14 protein-coding genes are annotated in these 18320 nt (G+C 43.1%); 6 read left to right on the top strand and 8 right to left on the bottom strand.

Features of this window, described 5'->3' with window-relative positions; translation table 11 throughout:
• Positions 1–46 precede the first annotated feature (46 nt).
• The gene (locus ACHUFI_RS04920) at positions 47–2377 is read right to left on the bottom strand and encodes a YgiQ family radical SAM protein (RefSeq protein WP_394247241.1); all 2331 of its coding nucleotides are present in this window, start codon (positions 2375–2377) and stop codon (positions 47–49) included.
• Between the two features lie 166 nt (positions 2378–2543).
• On the opposite strand from ACHUFI_RS04920, the gene ACHUFI_RS04915 reads away from it, so the two are divergent.
• The 4 genes from ACHUFI_RS04915 to ACHUFI_RS04900 all read left to right on the top strand — a co-directional run bounded on the left by ACHUFI_RS04915 (position 2544) and on the right by ACHUFI_RS04900 (position 8711).
• Entirely contained in the window at positions 2544–5030 is a 2487-nt protein-coding gene (locus tag ACHUFI_RS04915; RefSeq protein WP_394247240.1) for an EAL domain-containing protein, read from the top strand.
• Between the two features lie 87 nt (positions 5031–5117).
• Positions 5118–5798, top strand: coding sequence for a hypothetical protein (locus ACHUFI_RS04910; protein ID WP_394247239.1), 681 nt, complete (start codon positions 5118–5120; stop codon positions 5796–5798).
• A gap of 107 nt (positions 5799–5905) precedes the next feature.
• Complete coding sequence (locus tag ACHUFI_RS04905) at positions 5906–6106, top strand: DUF4250 domain-containing protein (RefSeq protein WP_394247238.1); 201 nt, start codon at positions 5906–5908, stop codon at positions 6104–6106.
• 148 nt (positions 6107–6254) lie between these two features.
• On the top strand, positions 6255–8711 hold the full coding sequence (locus ACHUFI_RS04900) for a sensor domain-containing phosphodiesterase (protein ID WP_394247237.1): 2457 nt from the start codon (positions 6255–6257) through the stop codon (positions 8709–8711).
• 30 nt (positions 8712–8741) lie between these two features.
• Here the strand turns inward: ACHUFI_RS04900 and ACHUFI_RS04895 are convergent, their stop codons facing one another.
• Complete coding sequence (locus tag ACHUFI_RS04895) at positions 8742–9653, bottom strand: LysR substrate-binding domain-containing protein (RefSeq protein WP_394247236.1); 912 nt, start codon at positions 9651–9653, stop codon at positions 8742–8744.
• A gap of 291 nt (positions 9654–9944) precedes the next feature.
• Here ACHUFI_RS04895 and metE point away from each other — a divergent pair, with 291 nt between their 5' ends.
• On the top strand, positions 9945–12263 hold the full coding sequence (metE, locus tag ACHUFI_RS04890) for a 5-methyltetrahydropteroyltriglutamate--homocysteine S-methyltransferase (protein WP_394247235.1): 2319 nt from the start codon (positions 9945–9947) through the stop codon (positions 12261–12263).
• A 292-nt stretch (positions 12264–12555) separates the two neighbouring features.
• Positions 12556–13842 carry an outer membrane protein transport protein gene (locus tag ACHUFI_RS04885; RefSeq protein WP_394247234.1) on the top strand — a complete coding sequence of 429 codons (1287 nt, stop codon included), beginning with the start codon at positions 12556–12558 and terminating at the stop codon, positions 13840–13842.
• A gap of 77 nt (positions 13843–13919) precedes the next feature.
• Here ACHUFI_RS04885 and ACHUFI_RS04880 read toward each other — a convergent pair whose 3' ends face one another.
• From ACHUFI_RS04880 to ACHUFI_RS04855, 6 genes are all read right to left on the bottom strand, one after another.
• Positions 13920–14309, bottom strand: coding sequence for a type II secretion system pilot lipoprotein GspS-beta (locus tag ACHUFI_RS04880; RefSeq protein ID WP_394247233.1), 390 nt, complete (start codon positions 14307–14309; stop codon positions 13920–13922).
• Between the two features lie 3 nt (positions 14310–14312).
• Positions 14313–14609: a YciI family protein gene (locus tag ACHUFI_RS04875; RefSeq protein ID WP_394247232.1), complete on the bottom strand. Its 297-nt coding sequence runs from the start codon at positions 14607–14609 to the stop codon at positions 14313–14315.
• A 329-nt stretch (positions 14610–14938) separates the two neighbouring features.
• Positions 14939–15328 (bottom strand): acyl-CoA thioester hydrolase YciA, encoded by a 390-nt coding sequence (yciA, locus tag ACHUFI_RS04870; protein WP_394247231.1) that lies wholly within the window; start codon positions 15326–15328, stop codon positions 14939–14941.
• 197 nt (positions 15329–15525) lie between these two features.
• Positions 15526–16071: a septation protein A gene (locus ACHUFI_RS04865; RefSeq protein WP_394247230.1), complete on the bottom strand. Its 546-nt coding sequence runs from the start codon at positions 16069–16071 to the stop codon at positions 15526–15528.
• Between the two features lie 107 nt (positions 16072–16178).
• Positions 16179–16427 carry a hypothetical protein gene (locus ACHUFI_RS04860; RefSeq protein WP_394247229.1) on the bottom strand — a complete coding sequence of 83 codons (249 nt, stop codon included), beginning with the start codon at positions 16425–16427 and terminating at the stop codon, positions 16179–16181.
• Positions 16428–16741: 314 nt separating this feature from the next.
• Positions 16742–18001, bottom strand: a complete 1260-nt coding sequence (locus ACHUFI_RS04855) for a dicarboxylate/amino acid:cation symporter (RefSeq protein WP_394247228.1) — start codon at positions 17999–18001, stop codon at positions 16742–16744.
• Between the last annotated feature and the right edge of the window lie 319 nt (positions 18002–18320).

Below are 18320 nucleotides of genomic sequence, written 5' to 3'. Positions count from 1 at the left end.
CCCATTTGATTACTGATCAAATGGGATTTTTTATTGGGCTGAGTGACTAGCGCTGCGCACTACGTTGCCTGTTTTGGCCAGACCCCGTCGGTTTTTTACCTTTATGATGCTTAGGCTTATTCGCGCCGCCGGTGCTAGTCCCCGCTGGTTTGCCACGGCCGTTTGGTTTATCGCCGTTTCCACCTTGTGACGCTTTGTTACCTGCACCTGACTTATTGCTACCTTTCGGTGCGTTCTTAGAGCCATGATTACGAGGCTTCTCACCGCCTAGTCCTGGTTGAGATTTACTGTGCTTAGTCGCGAAACGGTGAGCACCATGACGACCCGACTTACGACGTTGTGCTGGTGTTTGTGCATCAAAGTCTTCTTCTGGAACCAAACAGTTTGGCTTGTCACCAATCAGGTGCTTTTTACCCATGCTGATAAGCGCTTCACGGATGATCTTCCAGTTTTCTGGATCGTGATAGCGAAGTAGTGCTTTATGTAGGCGACGTTGACGGTCACCTTTCGGCACTGGCACGTCTTCACGCTTTTTGTACTTCACGCGCTTTAGAGGGTTCGTCTCTGAGTAGTACATTGACGTTGCATTGCACATTGGCGATGGGTAGAAGTTCTGTACTTGGTCACACTCGTAGTTGTGTTTTTTCAGCCACAACGCAAGGTTTAGCATGTCTTCATCTTCTGTCCCCGGGTGAGCCGAGATGAAGTAAGGAATTAGGTATTGTTTCTTACCCGCTTCGGCGCTGTACTTTTCGAACATTTCTTTGAAGCGATCATAAGTACCCATGCCCGGCTTCATCATCAGATCAAGTGGGCCTTTTTCTGTATGTTCAGGAGCAATCTTTAAGTAACCGCCAACGTGGTGAGTCACAAGCTCGCGTACGTATTCTGGCGACTCAATCGCTAAGTCGTAACGAACACCTGAAGCGATCATGATCTTCTTAACGCCCGGAACTTTTCTTGCTGAACGATATAGGTCAATCGTGTGTTTGTGGTCGGTATTCAGTTTTTCACAGATCTTCGGGAAGACACATGAAGGGCGGCGACAGTTGATTTCCGCTTTTGGATCAGAACAACCTAAGCGATACATGTTCGCTGTTGGTCCGCCTAAATCTGATATAGTCCCAGTAAAGCCAGGAACCTTATCTTTGATGTCTTCAATTTCATCCAAGATTGATTCTTTCGAACGGTTCTGGATGATTCGACCTTCGTGCTCTGTAATTGAACAGAAAGAACAGCCACCAAAACAGCCGCGCATGATGTTAACGGAAGTTTTGATCATGTCGTATGCTGGAATCTTCGCTTTTCCGTACATAGGGTGTGGAACACGCTTGTAAGATAGACCAAATACATAGTCCATTTCTTCCGTGGTCAGCGGGATTGGCGCTTGGTTTACCCAAAGCTCACGGTCACCGTGACGTTGAATCAAAGCACGACCAGAATACGGGTTTGTCTCTAAGTGAAGAATTCGGCTAGCATGTGCGTACAAAATCCGGTCATTGTTTAATTTCTCAAATGCAGGAATACGTACAGCAGTCGTTTTTGCATCATGACGAGATGGACGAATTGTGATTGGTTGCGCTTTTGGTTCTTCGTCTTTCTTGGTGTCACACTTAGTTTCAACTTCGTAAGGGTTTACTGGTACGTAAGCTTTCCCCGGCTTCTCGATACGAGAAGAGTCGATGATCTTGTAGCCTTCAGGAGCCGCAGGAAGATTAATCGCGGTACCACGAATGTTGGTCAGCGTAGACATGTCTTCGCCGTCAGCGATGCGGTGCGCGACTTCAACTAGCGCACGCTCAGCATTACCAAACAATAAAATGTCAGCTTTTGCATCAAACAGTACTGAGCGGCGAACTTTATCTGACCAGTAATCGTAGTGTGCAACACGACGTAAACTGGCTTCGATACCACCAAGTACGATTGGTGTGCCTTTATAGGCTTCACGACAACGTTGAGAGTAGACTAGTGTTGCACGGTCAGGACGCTTACCACCTTCGTTATTGGGTGTATAAGCATCATCGTGACGTAATTTTCGATCTGAGGTGTAGCGGTTGATCATGGAGTCCATGTTACCCGCGGTGATACCGAAGAAGAGGTTAGGTTTACCTAGTTTCATGAAGGCATCTTTATTGTCCCATTTCGGTTGAGCGATGATACCGACTCTAAAACCTTGGGCTTCAAGAAGCCTACCGATGATCGCCATACCAAAACTAGGGTGATCGACGTATGCATCACCAGTTACGATAATAATGTCGCAGCTGTCCCACCCTAATGCATCCATTTCTTTTCTACTGGTTGGTAAAAAAGGTGCCGTTCCGTAGCACTCTGCCCAGTATTTTTTGTGTTCATGAATGGGGGTGATATTGCTGTACATATTTTGACCTCAGATCTTGGAGGCGCAAATTATAGCGGTATGTGTAGAGACTAGCTAGCGGAACATATCCCTGATTTCTTTATAGGATTATTTGCGAGGATGATCCTGTTTAAATCTATAAAATGTTATAAAATTAAATTATGACACTTGTTTTATAGGTGATTCTATGGATATCAACCAATTAAGTGCACCAGAAGTGAAAGACACGGTGAAATCTTTTCATTCAGATGATTACGCTCTGTTTGATTGGACACTTGATATAGAAACTCAAGTGTTAACTTATGATCGTGATGTGGTTAGGGACGTCATTCGCTTAACGCGGCCTTTAGACAGTTTTGGGGACTTACTCAAAATGATGTCAGGGCAGTGCCGGAAGAAATTTAAAGCAACAACTGAAGAAGTAGTAAGAACTGGAGAAGGGAAGTTCATTAGTTGCTGTTTATTCCCGAGCGATGAAGTTCTTACTTATGTCGAAATCTATATTGAATTGTTAAACCCTAGAACCTTTCAAGGGACCTTGCGCCCAGTCATTACGTTTCCCTCTCGCCTCGAAGTGGCCAATGTATTCTCTGCACTTTTTGATAACCCTCACCATGGAATTGTAATCACCGATGAAAATACCCGAATTATCGCGTGTAATCGTTATTACGAAGAACAGTGTGGGTATGAGCAGTCGGCATTAATTGGGCTTAAAACTTCCATTCTTAATGCCGGAAAGCACTCTGAACAGTTTTTTAAAAATATGTGGAAGGCTTTACGCGAACAAGGCGTTTGGTCTGGGGTAATGCTGACTCGCAATAGTCGCGGCGGTATTTACCCTCAAGAATTGACTATACAGCGTATTGAGCCATCTAAAGGAAAAATTTTTTATGTTGGCTTGACGGTAAACCTGTCTAAAAGCTTGTCTCAAATCGCAGAGACAGAGTTAGGCGGCATTGAATTGCTTACTCAGCTCCCTACTAAGGAGAGATTTCTTAACCAGTTAGAAATCCTGCTTGAATCCAAAGATAAAACGACCGGTGTGATGGTTTTGGGTATCCAACCACAGTTTGACGCCGATACGTTGTTTGAAGATCAGAAGCAGTTTTCCGATATTATTTCCCATATGAGAGGGACTAGAATTCCGGGGTACGTAGGCAGCTCGACTTTTGTTGTGTGCCTTGAATTCCCCATTTCAGAGAAAGGTTCGTTTGTTCAATCGGTCAATACTGCCATTCGTCGTTATTGTACTGAAATGAAAAACCTCTCAACGGATCGAGTGTATATAGCAATCACCAAAGGAAAATGTGGCGCGTCCATTTTAGATGTCGATGCTAAAACACCAAATCGCTTGCTGTCTCATGCTATGCAAGCCATGGTCGGAGCGAAAGAGTATCAGGGTAAACACATCAACTATTTCCATGGTCGAACTCACAAAGAAATAGTCAGAAAACAATATTTGGAAACGGTTGTTCAGCAAGTGCTCACTCGCCAGTTGATTGATGTGCATTATCAGCCAATTGTTGATACGCAGACCGGTAAGGTGGTCATGTTTGAAGCGCTGTGCCGTTTCCCTGTGATAAAAGGCGAGCAGTTTGATACTCAGGAGATGATCGACTTAACGGAAGAGTTAGGGTTAATTACTGAACTTGATCGAACGGTGTCTGCGATCGCGCTTAAAGAACACAAGACCATTCGTGAGTTATTCGGAAGCGAAACACAATTGACGATCAACTGCTCCTTAAAGACGCAAGGTAACGCTCAACAGTTACTCGTCGAAACTGCGAAGCTTATTACTTTGGGCACCGATAGACCTGACTTAGTAACGATTGAAATTACCGAAAATGGCCACTTTGCGAGCAAGTTTGATCAAGATAAAGCGATAGAAAAGCTTGGTGAACTCGGACTAAGCGTCGCTATTGATGATTTTGGCTCTGGGTATTCATCGTTGTCTTATTTGAGTGAAGGCTATTTTAATAAGTTAAAAATTGATCGTGAACTGATTGTCGATATCCATAAAAACCCGAATAAATTTAACATCATTAAAATGATCACACGTTTGTCTCATACGTTAGGTGTAAAAGTTATTGCGGAAGGGATCGAACAAGCAGAAGAGCTCAGTATTCTGCAACTGTTAAATGTGGATTACATCCAAGGTTATTTGTTTGATAGACCAAGAAAACTAAGTGATTTACCTACTTTGCTGGATAAACGAGACTGTGATGGTCTATTCAAAGAAAAAACCCTCCCGGACGACCTCAGCCAAAGTATCTACAAACTGTTTCGTCATGCTCCTCCTCAAATCAGTTCCGGATCTCCGCTGTCTTTGGCGGCTCAATACCTAGAGCGTGACTTGGTCACGACAGTGCCAGTGATTGTTGATAAGCAGTGTGTCGGTCTATTAGACAAAACAATGATAAACCTGCACATGACACCTGGAATGGGTACGGATGTCGAGACAGAAAAAGAAGCCAAAATTTGGCACAAGCCAGTCAACCAGATTATGAACGTGAAATTTACCACTCTCGATCTAGCGATGAATGTTAGTGAAATTCCGTCTTTAGTTGAAAAAGGTACGCCTTACCCATGGGTTCTATTAGACGATAGAGGACACTACAAAGGGCTAATCCACGAAACTGATATTGTGGCGTATTGCATGCCTTGGATCGATTAAGTGTAAGTTTTTGATGAATCATAGTGAGCGTTTGCTGCAGACTTTGCTATTATCTGCGCAAATTAATCGAATTTACTAACATGACTCATGATTGAATCTCTTTTGTCGCTTTTCGCCCCGATGCTTTTGGGGGCTCAGTGTGTACTGACTCTTATCTTGGTGAAAGGTGAAATTTGTCCGGGCCAACGAGGTCGTATTCATAAATTGCTTCCTGCGTTAGGTGTGCTGTGGATTGCAGTAGCATCCATTCAAATAGAAGCCTTTATGATTGTGTTCGCGATCTTCTATTTTTATTCCCAAGTTCAAACTAAGAAAACAAGAGATCAAGGCCCTATCTGGCTAATGTACTTGGCGAATGGTTTAGCTTTGGCGTTCGTTGGTATTCAAGTCGCTCAACAAACGACGTTAGCAGCCATGATAGCCATGGTGGTATGTATTGGTTTGTTAGGCGCGAGCTTTGCTCATTTGCTCCTCACTATTGCAAGAACACGCTTACAAGCTTTCCATCGAATCCTACCCGTTGCAGGTGTCATCAGTGGTATGTGTATGGTGCTGGCGACTTTACTTAATGCGTATTCGATGACGAACGCAGAACTTGAATTAGTGACAAAAAATCTGCTGTTTGGTTTTGCTCTTCTGATCTCGGCGATTATTGTGTGGTGCTGGCATTTATTCTTCGTGAAAGCACCTGAAAAACTCCAACTCGCGATAAGTTTAGGTATGTTATTGGTTGCTTCGCTCGGGTTGAGTCATTTGTGGGTACTTTAACAACGTATTCTTAGTGGCTTTGGTCAACCAAAATTGTGACCAACATTTAAGCGAAAACCCTCTCCTGTAGCTAGACTTATAAGAAGGAAACAGCAGAGGGCATAGGTATGGATCTAAGTAACGTTAAGAATCTAGACAGCATTATTTTGCTTGGAATCGTTAATGAAAAATTGCGGTTGGAATGCAATAGCTTTGAAGATTTAGTCAGTATGTATGAGATGGATATTGAGAATGTTGTTGGAAAATTAGACGTACTTGGTTACCAATATGATCCTCTGACAAATCAGTTTAAATCCTACTCTCGTTAGTACAAAGCATCAGTATCAAGCCGCTACTTCTCTTGGATAGCGGCTTTATTATTTCTACATCTTGTCAAATTCATCCTAAGCTTAGGTATGCGTCTAGCCTAGCTAGTAGGGCTAAGCCGTTTGCAAAAGAAGTTGCGGAAGGTGAATTATGTCAGATAAGACGTCGCAATCTGAGCCGTCGTATATAGAGCAACACTATCCTGAAGTCGGCTGGGCTTGGAATATCCAATCTGGGCTTTTTGAATACGACTCGCACCTTATTAAAGATCTACTTCCCATGTCACACCCGATCTCTTCTGTCACAGAGATCTTTCAATTTATGTCGACCGTCGATCGTGAGCGTATTAAGCAAGCCTTTCTGCACGTCATTAGCTCCCAGAGTTCACGGTATATATCTTGTTGTCTCACGTTTGATCGATCCCATTTGGTCTATGTCGAGTTTCTTATTAGGCCGAATGGTCATGAAGGTTTGAAAGGCGTCTTGAAACCACTTTTAGTGATGCCTGATAGAGGCGACTTTGGGCTGTTGTTTCAACAGCTTTTTAATAATCAGCATCATGGCATTTTAGTGGCGGATGCCCAGCGTAAGGTGCTGGTTTGTAATCATTATTTTGAAGAGCATGTCGGTTATCAAGGGAGCATGTTGGCGGGTAAATCGGTATCACTGCTAGATTCAGGTAAACATACTCGTGATTATTATGAGCGCATGTGGAGTAAGGTGGAGGCTGAAGGTTATTGGACGGGGACTTTATTGCTCCGTAATGCGAAGGGTGAGGCGATTGCTCAAGAACTGACCATACAGAAAGTCGAACTGGATAATCACTGGTTTTATATTGGCTTTTTTGTCGACCTCTCTAGCCACTTATATCGCATTGCAGAACAAGAGGATGGGGGAGTAGAGCTGCTGACTCAGCTTCCGACTAAACAGCAGTTTTCACATGCGCTTTTAAAGCAATGTGCTGATAGCGATGAAAGTGATGTGAATTTAGTGATTGCGTTTAACCCTAACTTCGATCACGAGCAAGACTTTCAGCAGAAACCAATGCTGTCCGAAGCCTTGACCCGAAACACAATTGGCACTCACGTGGGCTACCTTGGAAATAATATTTTTGTCGTTAGCCTTCTGTGTGAAAGAACGGCTTCAGAAGACCAAGTGGCGGTATTTCATAATGATATCCGACGCTTGTTCAATCAGATTTATGCACGGGCAGGTGGCGTTGTCAAAAGTGCTATCTTGAGTGGCCGAATTGGCGTTTCTGTACTCGGCCATGATACTGATATGCCTTCTCGACTAGTGAAACATGCGATTCAAGCGATGCTGGAGTGCGGAAAGTTGGGTTTGATCTCTTTCTTCCATGGCGCGACTCACAAGCAGTTTTTGAGGAGAAAATATCTTGAAGAGGTGGTGACTTCTTCTATTCGAGACCAAGAGATTGAAGTGTATTATCAGCCCATTATTGATACCAAAAACTGGGATATCGCAAAATTTGAGGCGCTATGTCGTTTCAAATCTAAAAACGGCGAAATGTTCAACACCCAAGAAATGGTTGAAATAGCTGAAGAGTTGGAATTAGTGTCTGAGTTAGACCTTTGCGTCGGCGTGACATCGCTTAATGGTCTCAAGCAAATACAAGATCGATTTGGAGAGCGCATCGGTATCACCATCAATCGTTCGTTGAATACCAAGTTAGGAGCTGAGGCGGTGCTGACGTCAGCGTTGCAAATGGTTAAAGAGTTTGCTCATACGCCAGAACTTGTGACCATCGAGTTAACTGAAAGTGCCTATTTTGACAGTGAATCGAGCCAATCTGATCTGATCTTCAAGATGCGACAACATAACGTGAGCGTTGCAATTGATGACTTTGGTACGGGATATTCTTCGTTTACCTACTTAAGCGACTGTAATTTTGATTTACTTAAAATCGATCGTGATTTTATTGTTGATCTTGCCGTTGGTACGCATCGTTATTACATCGTTAAGATGATTACAGAACTGTCTCACACCTTGAATGTTAAGGTAGTGGCAGAAGGGGTCGAGACTCAAAAAGAACTGGAAATACTGTGTAGCCTTGGCGTGGACTATATTCAAGGTTACTTCTTTTCTAAGCCCGTTCCACTAGAAAAAATTGAGCAAGCATGGGGCTATCAAGCCAGATTGGATGAGTTCCTAGACAGCTCTTCAATGATTAAAGGCGTCGGCATTTTAAGCATTGTAAAAAACATGCCGCCAGAATTTAGTCCAGACTCTTGTGTGCTCGATGTCAAAAAAGCGATGGAGGAAGGCGCTGCATATGAAGCGGTTGCTGTGGTTGACGATGGTAAGTGTGTCGGAGTGGTCGACAAAGAGCGGCTGCAACTTTTCCTTACTCCAACGATAGGCACAAAGTACGAAACCGCAAAAGATCTCAATATGTGTAAAAAAACGCTTAATCAGGTCATGAACACCAAATTTGAAACCATTCATTTTCATACAAAGTTGATGAATATTAGCGACTTGCTCAATCGATTAGCCCCCCCTCCATGGGTTGTGGTCAATGAGTTTGGTGTGTACCTAGGGATAGTAACGAAAAGCGATATACTGGCGTACTTCTCAGCGAGAGCGTGAAGTACACCTTTAAGGAGAGGAATTGCTACCTTAGACGACTTTAATACCATCTAGGTGGCTTTTCGACTGTTGTCTAGCCGTGCTAAAGAAGGCTTGCAGGTAACGTTTATCTTTCTCGGAATTTCGAGTGGCTGCAAACAGTCTTCGTGATAGCCCTTTTCCTAATGGCTTACTCGCGATTAAACCCTGTCGAGAAAATTCGCTGATCGCCCAATTAGGTAGAGCGGCTACCCCCAACCCTGCAGAAACCATCTGAACGAGCATTAGGGTGTTGTCCGCTTGTTTCCATTTCTTAGGCTCAACTCCAGCGGGTTGTAAGAAGTGTTTTACCACATCAAGCCTTTGTTTTTGAACTGGGTAAGAGAGCATGGTCAAGTCTACTAAATCGTCAGGCTGGATACTTTCTTTTGATGCCAAAGGCGAATTAATCGCGGTGATCAAACGCATTTCAAAATCAAAAAGAGGCTCATAGTGGATTTCAGAGCGAGGCTGAATATCTGAGGTAATGACTAAATCAAGCTCACCAGCCATTAATGCCGGAATCGGTTCGAAACCAAAACCGGATGAAAAATCCAACGTGACGCTTGGCCAAGCAACTTGATACTCCTTCAGTGCTGGCATTAGCCATTGGAAACAAGAATGACACTCGATCGCCATGTGTAACCGCCCGTTCACGTCTTCTTTCAAGCTCGCTAACTCGTTTTCAGCCTTGGCGAGCTTAGGCAACACGTCATCTGCGAGCTTTAACAGAATATCCCCTTCAGAGGTGAATTTAACTGGGCGAGTTTTACGTAAGAACAGTTGGCCGCCAATCCTAGCTTCCAAATCTTTGAGCTGATGGGAAAGTGCCGACTGTGTGAGGTGCAAAGAGGTAGCAGTCGCAGTTAATGAGCCACTATCACGCAGCGTTGTAAGTGTCCGTAAATGTTTAAGCTCTATCATGAGTATCCCTCATATTCCCTAAGCCAAGTTGTATATTTCTCATCTATTTCTTAAACATTACTTGGTTTTAATTCTCATGTAAACGTCTAGACGTCTAAATGTTCATTTAAAAAATGACATGTTAAATCATTTACATGAAAATTTTTAATAAACAAGTTGAATATTTGGAGATTGTTCATGTTCTTAAATCGGGAGATAGTTTAGCCATCCAGACGCCTTAGTGAGTTTCTGAATTCGCTTAAGTCAGTCTGAGCAAAATATTAAGAATATTGAAGAATAAGGAATAGGTTCATGACAACGACAACGCATATTTTAGGCTACCCACGAATCGGTGAAAAACGAGAATTAAAATTCGCTCTAGAGAAGTATTGGCGTGGAGAGATTGAACAATCAGAACTAAAGGTACTTGGTAGTGAGTTGAGAAATCGCAATTGGAATACGCAAGCTGAAGCGAACCTGAGCTTTGCAACCGCCGGAGACTTCGCTTGGTACGATCACGTTCTGACGACAACCCTTTTACTGGGGCATGTTCCTAAGCGTCATCGCAAAGGCTTCCCTGATCTAGATACCTTGTTCCGTGTCGGTCGAGGCCAGTCTCAGGCACAGTCTTCGTGCTGTGGAGGGAGTCACGGCTCCGATGATGGCAGCGCTGCTTCTGATATGACGAAGTGGTTTAACACTAACTACCATTACATTGTTCCTGAGTTCAGCAAAGATGATTCTTTTGAAGTGAGCTGGCCTCAACTCTTTGATGAAGTAAACGAAGCAGTGAAGGGCGGGCATAACGTTAAGCCTGTTCTGTTAGGGCCTTTGTCTTACTTGTACTTAGGAAAAGAAGTCGAAGACGATTTTGAGCGCCTTTCCCTCCTACCACGCCTACTTACCGCTTACCAAGCGATCTTAGCCAAACTGTCTAAGCTTGGTGTCGAGTGGGTGCAAATTGATGAGCCAATCTTGTCACTTGAGCTAGAAAAGCAATGGCTTGATTCATTCAAGTTGGCGTATCAGGTTTTACAGGGGGACGTGAAGCTTTTATTAACGACGTACTTTGATTCGGTGACCAATACGCTCGATCGCATTGTTGAGCTGCCAGTAAATGGTTTGCATATTGACCTCGCTGCGGCGCCTGAACAACTGAATGAAGTCGTTAATAAGCTTCCTAAAGACTGGGTTTTATCGGCAGGTGCGATCAATGGACGTAATGTATGGCGTGCAGATCTGGCAAGTCAGTTAGCGAGCTTACAACCTGTAAAAGAGAAACTGGGTGATAAGCTTTGGATTGCGAGTTCTTGTTCGTTACTGCACAGCCCGGTTGATTTAGAACTCGAAGAAAATCTGACAGAAGAAGTGAAGAGTTGGTTTGCGTTTGCGAAACAAAAGGTAACAGAAGTCAGCCTATTAGGGGCTGCATTAGATGGCGACCAAGGTGCAATTCTTGCGTGTGAAACTTATAGCCAACCGATTGTGGATCGCCAGACCGCGACGCATGTTAATAAACCTCAAGTTCAAGCTCGATTAAACACCATAACGAAGCAACTTGCGGAGCGTAGTGCTCCTTATGCTGAGCGTGCCTCTTATCAATCTGAAGTATTAGGACTGCCTCTACTGCCAACGACGACAATTGGCTCGTTCCCACAAACAGGAGAGATACGAGTCCAGCGTAGTGCTTATCGAACAGGAAAACTGTCGGAAGCCGAGTACACAACCGCGCTTAAGGGGCATATTGCCGATGCGGTGAGACGTCAAGAAGCGTTAGATCTCGATGTATTAGTTCATGGAGAAGCAGAGCGAAACGACATGGTGGAATATTTTGCTGAAAACCTAGCGGGTTTCCAAACGACAAAATTTGGGTGGGTTCAAAGCTATGGTTCACGCTGCGTCAAACCTGCCATCGTTGTCGCAGACATTGAACGCGAAAAACCAATGACTGTCGAGTGGTCTACTTATGCTCAGTCACTAACGTCGAAAAAAATGAAAGGTATGCTAACAGGGCCGGTCACGATTCTGTGTTGGACATTCCCTCGTGAAGATATCTCTCGAAAGGAAATTGCGAATCAACTGGCTTTTGCGTTGCGTGATGAAGTCTCGGATTTACAAGACGCAGGAATTAACATCATTCAAATAGACGAGCCTGCAATTCGAGAAGGCTTACCTCTTAAGAAGGGCGACCATGCTGAATATCTGGAATGGGCGGTGGATGCGTTTAAGATCTCTGCTGCAAGTGCGAAGCCAGAAACTCAGATACACACTCACATGTGTTACAGCGAATTTAATGAAATCATTGACTCAGTCGCGGCGCTAGATGCAGACGTGATCACCATAGAAACGTCGCGTTCAAATATGGAACTTTTAAAAGCGTTCGAAGAGTTTAACTACCCGAATGAAATTGGCCCAGGTGTTTACGACATTCACTCTCCGAATATTCCATCTGAAGAATGGATTGTAGATCTACTTAAGAAAGCTGCGAAAAAGATTCCTGCGGAGCGATTATGGGCAAATCCAGATTGTGGTCTGAAAACAAGAAACTGGGCAGAAACAGAAGCGGCATTGGCTAACTTGGTGTCTGCGACTAAAACACTCCGTAAAGAGTGGGCAGAAGCCGAAGTTTAGCAACTAAATTGATACACTTATCGACAAACGCCGGCACTTTCCGGCGTTTTGCTATACCAACCTAAATTAAATTCAAATTACCGAAACTGGTCAGATGTCTCTTTAGATCTTAGTGGAATCAACGAGAGTAATTACTCTAATTGTTGAACTCGTCAATATTAGCCCTTCTAAGGTATGCCGTACCTATTTACTACTATACGCTGAACTGTAAAATAACAGCCAAGATGTCATACGGATTGTGATGTTAGTTCGACAAGGAAAGGTTTAGATTTCAGTTACCTTGGATACCTTCATGACTAAGAGATTTACTCTCGCACAATCAACATTAATGATTGGTTCAGCTCTACTAGCTGCAAACGTAAATGCTGCTGGCTTTCAACTTAATGCTCAATCAGCAACGGGCGTTGGGCGTGCATTTGCCGGTGATGCCGTAATCGCAGATAACGCGTCAGTAATGGCTCGTAATCCTGCAGCAATGGCGCTTTTTGATGAGACATCTCTTTCATTAGGTTTCGAGACGATCACCACAGATATTAAAGTTAGTGACGCTAAATATTGTGGTTCATTGGGCGGCTGTGATGATACCAACCGTTTACCGTCTGACGATTTTCAAGCATCAGATTATGACAATGCTGGTGGTACATCGGTTGCTCCTAATATTCACCTGATAGTACCAATTAATGAACAGTTTGCCGTTGGAGCGAATGTTTATTCGAACTTTGGTACCAGTACTGAATTCAGTGATTCTTTTGTTGGCAGTGAATTTGGTGGCAAAACCGAAGTAATGAGCATAAATTTTGGCCTAGCTGGCTCATATCGTTTTAACGAGAAGTGGAGTGTTGGTGCTGGGCTTGATTTAGTCTACGGTAAAGGTGAAATGGAGCGAACGGTAAGTGATACGTTAGCACCAATTGCAGAACCTATTTTAGGGAGTACAACAGCCATCAAAGCGGAAGCTGACGGATGGGGCCTTGGGTTTAATTTGGGCGCGGTATATGAGCTGAACGAAAATAACCGCTTCGGTATCGGCTATCATTATTCGCCGGAGATCACTGCAAAAGGTGATGTAGAATTTTTGGGAAGCCAATATGATGAATTAACATTACCGCTGCCAGAAATGCTTGAACTGTCGGGTTACCACCGCATCGAAGATACAAAATTCGCACTTCACTATAGTATTCAATATATCGGTTGGGGTGTGTTCGACCGAATAACAACAAATGATGATAAGACGGTTCGAGATTACAATTGGCAAGACGGGATGCACTACTCATTAGGTGGAACATACTACCTAAACTCAGATTGGACGCTTCGTGCAGGTTACATGTATGACACTAGTGCTCAAGATGAACTGACATCCGTGTCAGTGCCAGATTCAGACCGACAGTGGTTTTCTGCAGGTTTTACATACCACTTGAATGAAAAGTCGAATATTGACTTTGGTTTCACGTATTTGGTTGGTGAAGAAGTGTCGGTTTCGGAAAGCTATGAACTCAATGGGATCACACTTTCGACAATTGAAGCAACAACGCAAGCCAATGCTATTTTAATGGGTTTGCAATATAGTCGTTCTTTCTAATGCTTTCGAATTCGAAACACAAAAAGGCCTCGCAAATGCGAGGCTTTTTTATAGATAGTTAACGCAATGCTCGAAAGCTAGCTGTTACAGGTATCTTTACTGATTAATTGCTCAACCAATAATTGACCACGGGTATTACGGACTTTAATCAAGTACACCATGCCCATGTCTAAGTTGGCTTTTACTTCAGAATTGGTGCAGTAACTGTTTACGCTACTTTTCATCACGTCTGAAAGCGGTTTTGCACCTTCTGCATCTTGGTTGTAGATCATCATCATTTCTACAACGTTCTTTTTCGCTAATACACGCATCACAGAAAGCGGGCCGTACTCGATAGGCAGGCCTGCTGACAAGACACCAGCGCGGTGCTGGGTCATCAGCTCTAATTGTCTTTGTTCTTCGTTGTTTGAACTACACCCGGTTAATAGGGTCGCGAAAGCAACGGTTGTCAGAAGCCATTTTTTCACTATTTAGAACACTTTTTTGAATGGTTTAACGATAACGTTAGCATAGACCCCTGCTTCGATATAAGGATCCGCATCAGCCCAAGCTTGAGCGTCTTCTAAAGAAGCAAACTCAGCAATCACTGTGGAACCAGTAAAACCAGCTTCTCCTGGGTTATCTGAATCGATAGCAGGCATTGGACCGGCAGTAAGCAGTCGACCTTCATCTTGCAGTTGTTGTAGACGTTCTAAGTGTTGCGGGCGAACACTTAATCGCTTTTCTAGTGAGTTCTCGACATCCTGAGAAAAAATAACGTACCACATAGTTGGCTATCCTTATTGAGCGGCACCAAAGGGTGCTTTGAATTGTAATTTGCTTAATCTACCTTAACTTCAATCAATTGGAAGAGGGGAATAAGAGAAAGTGTGAGTTTGTGTGAAGTCATTGAGCGTTGATAGAACTTTTAGTGCGAGCGAGTAAGACAGATTTATCTATGGTGTCGTGAGTTCAAAGAACGCTATGAACGGTAAGCTGAAAGGGAAGGTTGGCGTAAATTTTTGAAGGTAACTTGTCGAGGTAACAAGGTAGTGAGAGATAAGTAGATTATGAGTAAGCCACAAAGATGAGTGGCTTACTTATTGTTTATAAGTCGCTAGTTTTGAGGAATAGGACGCGGCTTACCATTAGCATCGATAGCAACATAGTTGAATGTTGCATCACAAACCATGAAACGATCACCAACCCCGTGTTCTTTTACGGGTTTGACCCAAACCGCCAAATCGATACTCATAGAAGTACGGCCGATTTTTGTGCATTCACCATAAACACACACAACATCTCCAACTTTAACTGGCTTCTTAAACGTAATACTAGAAACAGAGACGGTGACAATTCGGCCTCCTGAAATTTCTTTTGCAAGAATGCCTCCCGCTAAATCGAGTTGAGACATGATCCAGCCACCAAAAATATCTCCGTTAGCATTGCAGTCTCCTGGCATTGCTAAAGTTCTAGTGAGTAATTGGCCTTTTGGAGCTTCCGACATTTGAGCTTACCTTCATTGTTTCTTTAATAGATAACTTTGTTGCTTAGGGCGTTCAAAGGGAACGCTAAGTGGCACTGCGCCTAAACTTTCATTACAACAAATAAAGAACGGCCAGTTTGAAAAACAAACTGGCCGCATTCATTACTAGCTATTATGTATTGTATCAAAAATGTGACCTTGATTGTCACTATGAATAATTAGTTTTCGTCTTCCGATTCATCTTTCGGTATGTGCTTGTAGATATAGATACCAGTTAACAGAGTGAAGACCAATGTCGCAACGAGTAGCCCAAACACTTTAAAGTTTACCCATACGTCAAGTGGTAAGTTAAACGCCACATAAACGTTGAGCAGTGCGCAGGCAACGAAAAACACCGTCCACGCCCAGTTAATCTTACTCCAGACCTTGTCTGGCAATGTAATTTCCTTTCCTAACATACCTTTAATCGCGGATTTTCCGAGCATATGGCTAACAGATAGGCCTACGGCAAACAACGCGTAAACAATGGTGACTTTCCATTTTATGAAGTTATCGTCATGCAGAAAAATGGTCATCCCGCCAAAGATCGCAACCATTAGGAAGGTAATGAGCTGCATTTTTTCGACTTTTTTGTAAATTATGTACGTCAGCAGGATTTGAACAGCTGAAGCAAGGATCAGCGCGCCGGTTGCGACATAGATGTCGTGCATTTTGTATAAAACAAAAAAGACAATTAGAGGAATAAAATCAAGGATTTGCTTCATGGCGCAAAATATCCAATTAGTGAAATTGACACCAGTCTAACGAAAACTGTCTCGATGCAAAATAGACCGAGACAATTGGATATAAAATCTTGCTGATGATCGCTGAGTTAGCGTAAAAGAGTCGATTGATACCTAGGAATTAAGTTTTTGATGTCTTCTAGGTAACCTTCACTTTTTAGGTTGTCTAAGGTGAGTACCAGTTCTTCTTCGCTCATCGCAAAGCAGGTCGATTTTCCGGTGGTTAGGTCGAGGTACTCGTGGTACTCAGCTTCAGTAAAGTGACCAACGCGGTCCATTAGCAGGGTTTTAATTCCGTGGTGGATTAGGCCGTAATATGTATGTCTTTGTAGAGTCATAACAGATCCTCCATGTAACTCGTCGAAACGCTATTTCTTTGACGAATGATCCTGTTTACGGTTGTACCATTACTTAAGCAAACAAGATGCCAAATATTAGAGAAACATGTAATAGTGTTTACTCAAGTCTGAAATGGCTTACAACGCTTGTCTCTATAAGGGTTATATCGGCCAACTCGAATTTTCTTTGAGTGTTTTTTTGCTATTTGAAGAGAGCGATGAAAAGGACTTTTCAGTATGAGAATCATATTGGATATTCTCATGGGTGACAAAAAAGCCACCTAAAAAGGTGGCTTTGATAACTTGAGTTTGTCTTATGCTTGTTGCTTTTGAAGTTCTGCTTCTTTCGCTTCTTCTTTGATCAAAGAGTCAACAATTACTGCACAAGCTGCATCGCCAGTGATGTTTAGAGCAGTACGAATCATGTCAAAGATACGGTCAAGAGCGAATAGTAGTGGTAGACCTTCGATTGGAATACCAGCCGCTAAAAGTACCGCAACAACTAGGAAAGATGGACCTGGAACACCAGCTTGACCAACAGCACCAAGAGTTGAAGTTACGATGATCGCAATGTATGCACCCATTGAAAGGTCAATGTTGAACAGTTGTGCGAAGAAGATTGCAACTAGGCCGTAGTAAATTGCGTTACCAGACATGTTGATCGTCGCGCCAAGCGGCAATACGAATGATGCAGTAGAGTTACGAACACCTAGCTCTTTTTCTACAGTTTCCATCGTTACAGGCAGCGTTGCCATTGAAGAGGCTGTAGATAGAGCAACCGCTTGTGGTTTCTTCATTGCAGACAAGAACTTCTTCGCTGATGTCTTAGTGAAGATTTGAATCATCAGCGGGTATGCTACGAAACCGAATACTAAAATAGCGGCTACGTAAACAACGAATAGTTTGAACACAACCATTAGTGCGCCGAAACCAAATGTACCCACCGCTTCAGCCATTAGGCCGAATACGCCAAGTGGAGCAATGATCATTACTTTGTTGATCATCCAAACCATAGCATCAACAATCGCGTTTACACCGTTGATGATTGGCTCGCGCTTTTCTTTAGCTTGCTTTGAAATCGCAATACCAAAGAATAGGCAGAATACTAGAATCTGAAGAATGTTGGCTTCATTTAAAGACTGGAAAACGTTGGTTGGGATCATACCTGTGATGGTAGCCCAGAAAGTAGGAAGTTCGCCTTTAGATGCATACTCAGAAGAGAACATGCCTTCAACACCAGAAACATCGATACCGCGTCCTGGTTCGAATACTTCACCCATAATCAGTGCTAGCGCAACGGCAAGTGCCGAAGTCAGAGCAAAGTAACCTAGCGTAGTTACACCAACCTTACCTGCTGAAGAGCTATTTCCAAGACCCGCAGCTCCTGAAATAAGAGCAACAGCGACTAGAGGGATCACCAGCATTTTGATCAGATTGATAAAGATTGCACCTAGCGGAGCAAACATTGTCGCACTTTGACCCATCATGGCACCAACGGCAGTACCTACGATCATTGCAATTACGACTTGGACGCCGATGTTGCTTAGTAAATTCTTTTCTTTTAACACTTCCATAACCCTTGTGCTACTAAATTGTAATTTCCTAGCATTACCCTCTGATGTATGTCGTACCATTGGATAATAATTTCGTGAAGTTTTTTACACGCAATTTTTACAATTAGCAATATGTGCAAAGGTGAAATAGTGAGTTTTATATCGACAATAGCGTTGATTGGTTGCTTTTTAAACTAAAGCAAACGTTTGCTTGTTGGGTGGAGTGAATTCTCATCCGTTGTATTTATAAAACAGCCTGCTAGTTGCTATATGTTGAATAGATCAAATTCTGGTGCTCTTGTTATATTCATTAACATTTTCGCTTCATTGGTGCTTAAAA

The organism is Vibrio profundi (genome assembly GCF_043642225.1).
Lineage (GTDB): Bacteria > Pseudomonadota > Gammaproteobacteria > Enterobacterales > Vibrionaceae > Vibrio > Vibrio profundi_A.
Note: the sequence above shows the minus strand (reverse complement) of the source record. Positions and strands in the feature narration are given on the sequence as shown.